This is a genomic window from Polaromonas sp. P3_C2 (assembly GCF_056402675.1).
On sequence record NZ_JBFUGX010000173.1, the window covers coordinates 1 to 7,194 of the forward strand.

Annotated in this window: 8 protein-coding genes; 7 read left to right on the top strand and 1 reads right to left on the bottom strand. The window is 62.8% G+C overall.

What is annotated here, in order from left to right:
• Positions 1-193 (bottom strand): NADPH-dependent FMN reductase (locus tag AC1DWI_RS09430; protein WP_477724732.1); only part of this gene is annotated, 193 nt, incomplete at its 3' end.
• Between the two features lie 360 nt (positions 194-553).
• Here AC1DWI_RS09430 and mnmG point away from each other — a divergent pair.
• The 7 genes from mnmG to AC1DWI_RS09465 all read left to right on the top strand — a co-directional run.
• The gene (gene mnmG, locus AC1DWI_RS09435; protein ID WP_477670388.1) at positions 554-2,551 is read left to right on the top strand and encodes a tRNA uridine-5-carboxymethylaminomethyl(34) synthesis enzyme MnmG; all 1,998 of its coding nucleotides are present in this window, start codon (positions 554-556) and stop codon (positions 2,549-2,551) included.
• Positions 2,551-3,219: a 16S rRNA (guanine(527)-N(7))-methyltransferase RsmG gene (rsmG, locus tag AC1DWI_RS09440; RefSeq protein WP_477670387.1), complete on the top strand. Its 669-nt coding sequence runs from the start codon at positions 2,551-2,553 to the stop codon at positions 3,217-3,219. The genes mnmG and rsmG overlap by 1 nt, the downstream gene beginning before the upstream one ends.
• Before the next feature lie 155 nt (positions 3,220-3,374).
• Entirely contained in the window at positions 3,375-4,001 is a 627-nt protein-coding gene (locus AC1DWI_RS09445; RefSeq protein ID WP_477670386.1) for a LysE family transporter, read from the top strand.
• 49 nt (positions 4,002-4,050) lie between these two features.
• Positions 4,051-4,821, top strand: a complete 771-nt coding sequence (locus tag AC1DWI_RS09450) for a ParA family protein (RefSeq protein WP_477670385.1) — start codon at positions 4,051-4,053, stop codon at positions 4,819-4,821.
• A gap of 99 nt (positions 4,822-4,920) precedes the next feature.
• Positions 4,921-5,505, top strand: coding sequence for an RBBP9/YdeN family alpha/beta hydrolase (locus AC1DWI_RS09455; RefSeq protein WP_477670384.1), 585 nt, complete (start codon positions 4,921-4,923; stop codon positions 5,503-5,505).
• Positions 5,502-6,809 (top strand): serine hydrolase domain-containing protein, encoded by a 1,308-nt coding sequence (locus AC1DWI_RS09460; RefSeq protein ID WP_477670383.1) that lies wholly within the window; start codon positions 5,502-5,504, stop codon positions 6,807-6,809. Before AC1DWI_RS09455 ends, AC1DWI_RS09460 begins: the two co-directional genes overlap by 4 nt.
• Positions 6,810-6,832: 23 nt before the next feature.
• Positions 6,833-7,194, top strand: a 362-nt coding sequence (locus tag AC1DWI_RS09465; RefSeq protein WP_477724733.1) for a ParB/RepB/Spo0J family partition protein, incomplete at its 3' end; no start/stop codon positions are given.

Below are 7,194 nucleotides of genomic sequence, written 5' to 3' on the forward strand. Positions count from 1 at the left end.
GCTTGAGCTTCATCACGTCGGGCGGCGTGCCCTGCGCCTCCAGGTCGGCGTTGTACATGGGGATGTCGAAATCAGCCAGCTCGATGTGGGTGACTTCGGCGCCGCTGGCGCGCGCCAGTGTGGCGGTCACCTGGGCGAGTTTGCGGTTGAAGGAGTTTTGGCGGATGCTGCCAGCAAAGACGAGTAGTTTCATGCCCGCTATTGTGGCCGCTGGCGGCCGGTTTTTGGCGTGGCTGCCGCGCACAACAGCCGTCTTGCACGGACTTTGACGCTCCAGCCTAATAAGGACGGGCGCAAGCAGCTATTGAATTGATAGCAAATCCCCGAAGCCACGCAAGGCCATGCCCCCGGACAGGCCGCACAAATAAGGCCTCGCCTGATAAAATCGTGCCTTCGTCCTGTGGGGACCGATGGGCCGGGGCACCTGCACGGCGCATGTGTGTGTTGCCGCGCCGCCGTGCGGCTGCGGCAAGCCTGGCCACCATCGACACCGGACCGCTCCATGGCATGCAGGCGCCCCAGCCTGAAAGCCGCTTTACCCGAAGGAGGCGTGATGCACTCGCCTTATGTTTATCCGCAAGAATTTGATGTGATCGTGGTCGGTGGCGGCCATGCAGGCACCGAGGCCGCGCTGGCTTCCGCACGCATGGGCTGCAAGACTTTGCTGCTGACCCACAACATCGAGACCCTGGGGCAGATGAGCTGCAACCCCTCCATCGGCGGGATCGGCAAGGGCCATCTGGTCAAAGAGGTGGACGCCATGGGCGGCGCGATGGCGCTGGCCACCGACGAAGGCGGCATCCAGTTCCGCATCCTGAACAGCTCCAAGGGCCCGGCCGTGCGTGCCACCCGCGCGCAGGCCGACCGCATTCTGTACAAGGCGGCGATTCGCCGCAAGCTTGAGAACCAGCCCAACCTGTGGCTCTTCCAGCAGGCGGTCGACGACCTGATGGTCGAGGGCGACCGGGTTGTCGGGGCGGTGACGCAGGTCGGCATTCGCTTTCGTTCGCGCACCGTGGTGCTGACGGCCGGCACTTTCCTGGACGGCAAGATCCATGTTGGGCTCAATAACTATTCGGCGGGCAGGGCGGGCGACCCGCCGGCGGTATCGCTTTCGGCCCGGCTCAAGGAACTCAAGCTGCCGCAAGGCCGGCTCAAAACCGGCACACCCCCGCGCATCGACGGCCGTACCATCGACTTCAGCAAATGCACCGAACAACCCGGTGACGGCATGCCGGGCGGCACTGAAGGGCCGGTGCCGGTGTTCAGCTTTATGGGAGGCGGGATTGCTCATCCGCGGCAGATGCCGTGCTGGATTACCCATACCAACGAGCGCACCCACGAGATCATCCGATCCGGTTTTGACCGCAGCCCCATGTTCACCGGCAAGATCGACGGCGTCGGCCCGCGCTATTGCCCGAGCGTGGAAGACAAGATCAACCGCTTCGCCGACAAGGACAGCCACCAGATTTTCCTGGAACCGGAAGGCCTGACCACGCACGAGATCTACCCCAACGGGATCTCGACCAGCCTGCCTTTTGACATCCAGTACGACCTGGTCCGCTCCATGGCGGGGATGAAAAACGCCCATATCCTGCGGCCCGGCTACGCCATCGAATACGACTACTTTGACCCGCGCGCCCTGAAATCCAGCTTTGAAACGCGCGCCATTGGCGGCCTGTTCTTCGCCGGTCAGATCAACGGCACCACCGGTTATGAAGAGGCGGCGGCCCAAGGCATGTTCGCTGGCATCAACGCTGCGCTGCAATGCCAGGAGAAGGAAGCCTGGTTGCCGCGGCGCGACGAGGCTTACCTGGGCGTGCTGGTTGACGACCTGATCACCAAGGGCGTGACCGAGCCTTACCGCATGTTCACCAGCCGGGCTGAATTCCGCCTGATGCTGCGCGAGGACAACGCCGACATGCGCCTGACCGAAAAAGGCCGGGAACTGGGTCTGGTAGACGACGCCCGTTGGGATGCCTTCAACCGCAAGCGCGACACTGTTTCACGTGAAACAGCCCGGCTTCGGGCAATCTGGGTCAATCCCAACAACCTGCCGGTGGCTGAAGCCGAGCGGGTTCTGGGTAAATCCATCGAACGGGAGTACAACCTGCTGGACCTGCTGCGTCGCCCGGATGTGAACTATGCCGGACTGATGTCGCTGGAAGAGGGCAAGTACGCCAACCCCGAACTGGCAGCCGAAGCGGCAGCCAGCGACGACATGGCCAAAAGCGTGATCGAACAGATCGAGATCACGGCCAAGTACGCCGGGTATATCGACCTGCAAAAGACTGAAGTCGAGCGGGCATCACACTACGAAAACCTCAAGCTGCCCGCCGACCTGGATTACCTGCAGGTGTCGGCGCTGAGCTTTGAGGCGCGCCAGACTCTGGCCAAACACCGCCCCGAAACGTTAGGCTTGGCCTCCCGGATCTCCGGCATCACGCCTGCCACCATCTCCTTGCTGTTGGTGCACCTGAAGAAAAACCTCTGGAAAAACACGACGCCACTCCAGGCGGCCGGGGCTTCCACCGAAAAAGCCCAGGCCTGATGCGCGGCGGTGAACAGGATTTGCGCGCCGGCCTCAAGGCGCTGCAGCTGGATTTGACCGATGCGCAAGTCGGCCAGCTGCTGGATTACCAGGACCTGATCGGCAAATGGACCAAGGTTTACAACCTCACGGCCGTGCGTGATCCGGCGGAAATGCTGACCCACCATTTGCTGGACAGCCTGGCGGCGGTGCTTCCGCTGAAGCGACATTTGCAGAAAGCCGGACTGGAGGAGGGCGCCAAGTTGCTGGACGTGGGTTCCGGTGCAGGCCTGCCGGGCGTCGTCATCGCGATTTGCTGCCCCAACGTAGCGGTGACTTGCGTGGATACGGTGGCCAAAAAAGCCGCGTTTATCAAGCAAGCGGCGCTGGCTTTGAAGCTGCCCAACCTCTCCGGCCTGCACGCCCGGGTCGAAACCATCACCACCTCTTTTGATGTGATTTGCTCCCGGGCCTTTGCGTCCTTGGTCGATTTCACCAACTGGTCGACCGACGCGCTGGCACCGCAAGGTGTGTGGATGGCCATGAAGGGCAAGCACCCGGCCGACGAAATTGCCGCCCTGCCAGCCGGCGCTGAAGTGTTTCACGTGGAACAACTGCAGGTTCCGGGGCTGGATGCTGAGCGCTGCATTGTCTGGATGCAGGCGAAAGCCGCCGCCAGCCCGGCCTGAAAACCGGGGCCGAGCGCCTCGGCCCGTTGTTCGGGCACAAAAAGAACCCTTCGCGAATGCCAAATCGGCCTTGATCGGGCCAGTTTGGCATTTCTGCGGCACACCCCTGTCGTAAACTCACAGCCTCACTTCTCTCTACTTTCTGGAGAACCTCCATGTTGGGCTCATTCGTTGGCATCGCCGACTACGGCGCTTTTGTCGTCGCCATCATTGTGTTTTTGCTGATTCCCGGCCCGGGCAACCTGGCGCTGATCACCTCGACCAGCAAGGGCGGCATCGCGGGCGGCCTGGGTGCGACTTTCGGCGTGATTGCTGGCGACCAGGTTTTGCTCTGGGCGGCGGTCGCGGGGGTGTCGGCCATCATGGCGGCTTACCCGACGGCTTTTCATATCGTCCAGTGGGCGGGTGCGGTTTACCTGGCCTGGCTGGGCATCAAGATGCTGATGGCCAAGCCCGGCGACGCGCCCTTGCTCAATATCAAGCCGCGCCACTACTTTCAGCAGGCGATGATGATCACCTTGCTGAACCCCAAGGCCATCGTGTTCTATATGGCTTTCTTCCCGCTGTTTGTCGATCCGGCCCTGCACCAGGGCCTGAAGACTTTCGCCGTGATGGCGGCCACGATTGCGGCCCTGACTTTCTTGTATGGCCTGACCTCGGTCATGATCACCTATCACCTGGCGGAGCGCATACGCGCCAACCCGAAAATCACGGCGGTCCTCAACAAGCTGGCCGGCGTTTTCCTGATCGGCTTCGGCCTCAAGCTCGCGGTCTCCAAATAAGCCGCCATCGCATTTCGCATCCTCTCTCGAACAAAAACTAAAAGCACACATGGCCAAAATATTCTGCGTAGCCAACCAAAAGGGTGGGGTAGGGAAGACAACAACGACGGTGAACCTGGCCGCGGGCCTGGCCAAAGTCGGCCAGCGTGTGCTGATGATCGACCTGGATCCGCAGGGCAATGCCACCATGGGTTCGGGCGTCGACAAACGCAAGCTGGAAATGACGGTGTACGACGTGCTGCTGGAATCGGCTTCGGTGGTCGAGGCGCGCGTGCACAGTGAAAAGTGCGGCTACGACGTGTTGGGCGCGAATCGCGAACTGGCCGGCGCCGAGGTCGAACTGGTGGATGTCGAGCGCCGCGAAAAGCGCCTCAAGCTGGCGCTGGCCGAGGTCGACAGCCAGTACGACTTCGTGCTGATCGACTGCCCGCCGTCGCTCAGCATGCTGACGCTCAACGGCCTGTGTTGCGCACACGGCGTGATCGTGCCGATGCAGTGTGAATACTTTGCGCTCGAAGGCCTGACCGATCTCGTCAACACCATCAAGCAGGTGCACGCCAACCTCAACAAAGACCTGCAGATCATCGGCCTCTTGCGCGTAATGTTCGACCCACGCATCACATTGCAGCAGCAGGTGAGCGACCAGCTCAAGGAACACTTTTCCGACAAGGTGTTCAACACGGTGATCCCGCGCAACGTGCGCCTGGCCGAAGCACCCAGCTACGGCCTGCCCGGCGTGGTGTTTGACCCGGCCTCCAGGGGCGCGCAGGCTTTCGTCACGTTTGCCGAAGAAATGGTGGACCGCATCAAGGCAATGTGACCGCGCCAGGGTGCAGTTTTATATGCCAATAGTGCCTGTGGCCCAATGGGGGCTTGCGCCAGCAGCTATAAAAATCATAGCAAACAATCTTCTTTCGACATGAAACCCGACAACGTCCTCATTCTTCCCGGCTGGAAAAACAGCGGCCCCGGCCATTGGCAAACGCTGTGGGAGGAGGCCGACGGCTACACCCGCGTGGAGCAGCACAGCTGGATGCACCCGCTGCGCGGCGACTGGACGGCGCGCCTGGAAGAGGTGCTACTGTCCTGCGACGAACCAGCGGTGCTGGTGGCGCACAGCCTGGGCTGCATGCTGGTGGCGGCCTGGGCCAGCCACTCCAGGAACATTCACCGCGTCAAAGCCGCGCTGCTGGTGGCTCCACCCGACATTGACCGCGAGGACGTGCGCGAGCTGCTGCCCAGCTGGTCGCCAGCGCCGCTGAACAAACTGCCGTTTGAGAGCGCGCTGTTTGCCAGCAGTGACGATCCTTTCTGCGCGATCCAGCGGGCGCGGCAATTCGCGGCCGCGTGGGGCTCTACCTTTGTGGACGCCGGACCTTGCGGGCACCTGAATGCCGAGAGCGGCCTGGGCGGCTGGCCCGAAGCGTACCTGCGGCTGCTGCAGCTCAAGGAGCTGACTTCACCGGCCATTGAACCTTCACCCGGCATCACCCCTGGCCCATGACCTCATTTTTTTACCAACGCGCGCGCTACCTGCAACTCGCCCTGATAGTGCTGGCGATATGGGCGAGTGGTTCTCTGCATGCCGAGCCGGATGAAGAGCTGCTTGGAAAATCGCAAAATTATCCGCTGGGCAACGTGAACAACTGGCAGCTCAACCCTTACCGCGTTGGCTCCTGGTCAGCGCTCGACAAAGTGCCCGGGGTGCGGACCCGCGTGGTCGGGCACCCGGCCGAGGCCAGCCCCTTGCCGCGCGCAGCCAGCCCGGCGGCGGTCAGCTACCGCTACAAAAACACGAACTACACGCTGGCCGACTACCTGGACCGCCAGCGCGCCACCGGCCTGCTGATCCTGAAAAACGGCGAGATCATCGCCGAGCACTACCGCTACGGCCGCAAGGATGACGCGCGCTTTTTGTCCTTCTCCATGGCCAAGAGCGTGACCTCGCTGCTGGTCGGCAAGGCGCTCTCGCTGGGGCTGATCGCTTCGCTTGACGACCCCGCCGAGAAATACGCCAAAGACCTTGCCGGCAGCCCCTATGGCGCCACCACAATTCGCCAGCTGCTGCGCATGAGTTCGGGCCTGACGTTTACCGAACGCTATGACGGCAAGGACGATATTGCCCGGCTCGCCCGCGCTTCTGCCGGAACGCCGGGCGCCGGCATGCCGCTGGATGTGCTCAAGTCCATCACTGACCGGCATTCGCCGGCCGGTGAAAAATTCGTTTATGCCGGCTCCGAGACCGACGTGTTGGGCCGCGTGGTGGTGGCCGCCATCGGCAAGAACATGTCCGAGCTCACCACCGAGTGGCTGTGGAAGCCCATGGGCGCCGAACATGATGCCTTCTGGCGCATCTCCGCCGACGGGCAGGAGCAATCCTACGGCGCCTTCAACGCCACCCTGCGCGACTGGGCGCGGCTGGGCCAGTTGCTGGCCAATGACGGCCGTGCCATCGACAAGGCGACCGGCAAACCCGGCGCATTGCAGGTCTTGCCGCTGGACTACCTGCTGGACGCCACGGATCCGGCGCGCCAGCCGCCTGCGTTCAAGCCGCGCAAGGCCACGCCTTACTTTGGTTATGGCTACCAGTTCTGGCTCATGCCGCTGCGGGCACGCACTTTTGCCATGCAGGGCATCCACGGCCAGACGGTGTATGTGCAGCCGTCCACCGGCATTGTGATGGTGCTCACCTCGGTGTGGGAACAGGCCAGCGGCAAACAGGATGCACAACCTTATGAAGAGCGCGACGCCCTCTGGCGCGGCGTGCTGCAATCTCTGGGCGGGGACCTCACGCCCGGCTCGCAATGACGAATTGAAAGAAAGATAAAACCATGGTCACCAAAAAACCCAAAGGCCTGGGCCGCGGGCTCGAAGCACTGCTCGGCCCCAAGGTCAGCGAAAGCGCGACGGACGCGGAGAACGCCAGCAGCACAGCCAACAGCCCGGGCCTGCCGGCCTCGCTGCGCCTCAGTGACATGGTCGCCGGCCAGTACCAGCCGCGCACCCGCATGGACGAAGGCGCGCTCTACGAGCTGGCCGAGTCCATCAAGGTGCAGGGCATCATGCAGCCCATCCTGGTCCGCCGGCTGACCAGCGGCGCCAACGACGGCAAGTACGAAATCATCGCCGGCGAACGGCGCTTTCGTGCGGCCAGGCTGGCCGGGCTGGACGAGGTGCCGGTGCTGGTGCGCGA